The 290-nt window shown below is 66.2% G+C and carries 1 pseudogene; it reads right to left on the reverse strand.

What is annotated here, in order from left to right:
- Positions 1-290, reverse strand: a pseudogene (locus tag ACK4SE_RS14235) (hypothetical protein); the annotation flags it as partial.

Genomic DNA, 290 nt, shown 5'->3' on the forward strand with positions numbered 1-290 from the left:
GGGCTTCGCGAGGGTGAATATCCCGTAGCTGCCGGTTTCTTCGGCCCGCACCTCCATCGCCGCGATCATGTGGCCGCCGGTGTAGTTGCTTGCCATCTCGGACAGGCAGGGCGGCCCCAGGATCAGGTCATCGGGCAGGATCACGGCAAAGGGGCCGGGCAGGGTCAGCCCTTCGGCACAAAGAACCGCGTGGCCCAGACCCATCGGGATGGGTTGTTCCGCATAGAGCACCTCGATCCGCTCCGGAACCTCGATCTCTGACAGCGCGGCGCCAAGCTGCGCCTTGCCGC

The sequence above is a fragment of the Brevundimonas sp. genome (genome assembly GCF_046293315.1).
GTDB lineage: Bacteria > Pseudomonadota > Alphaproteobacteria > Caulobacterales > Caulobacteraceae > Brevundimonas.